Annotated in this window: 1 pseudogene; it reads left to right on the top strand. The window is 52.5% G+C overall.

Annotation, left to right across the window (positions count from 1 at the left end):
- Positions 1-69: 69 nt before the first annotated feature.
- Positions 70-602 (top strand): annotated as a pseudogene (locus C7B65_RS27190) (ISKra4 family transposase); the annotation flags it as partial.

Consider the following 602-nt stretch of genomic DNA (forward strand, 5'->3'; position numbering starts at 1 on the left):
TATCTGGAGAAGTGCTGTCTTTTGGTGAGCGCCAACAATTCCTACCAACGCACAGCAGAGGATTTAGCGATGCTCACCCCCGTGAGCATCGCTCACAGCACCCAACAGCGACTAGTCCACCGGCACGACTTTGAACCGGTCGTCGTGGATGAAATCGTGAATACCGTGAGCATTGATGGCGGAAAAGTCAGATTACGCCCCCCACTCGGACAAGAGAGTCTTTGGAATGACTATAAAGCGGTGACCTTAGGGGAGCAAGCAGTGGCTGCCTACTTTCAGCAAAATCAGACTCTGGGAACGTGGGTGAATGCCCAACCGCTAGCGCCAACGCTTTCCTGTTTAGGCGATGGGCATGATGGCATTTGGAATCTGTTTGCCCAGATTGGAAACCCTCACCAACGGCGAGAGGTTCTCGACTGGTTTCATCTGATGGAGAACTTACACAAGGTAGCAGTCCCTGCGACTCGCTGCCATCAAATCAGAGAGTATCTGTGGCAAGGCAACCTCAATCAAGCCATCTGGGCATTGCTGCGCGATGCCACTGACTCAGCCCTCAAATTCATTGCCTACCTGCAAACCCATCGCACCCGAATTCCTGATTA

The organism is Phormidesmis priestleyi ULC007 (assembly GCF_003003695.1).
GTDB lineage: Bacteria > Cyanobacteriota > Cyanobacteriia > Leptolyngbyales > Leptolyngbyaceae > Phormidesmis_A > Phormidesmis_A priestleyi_A.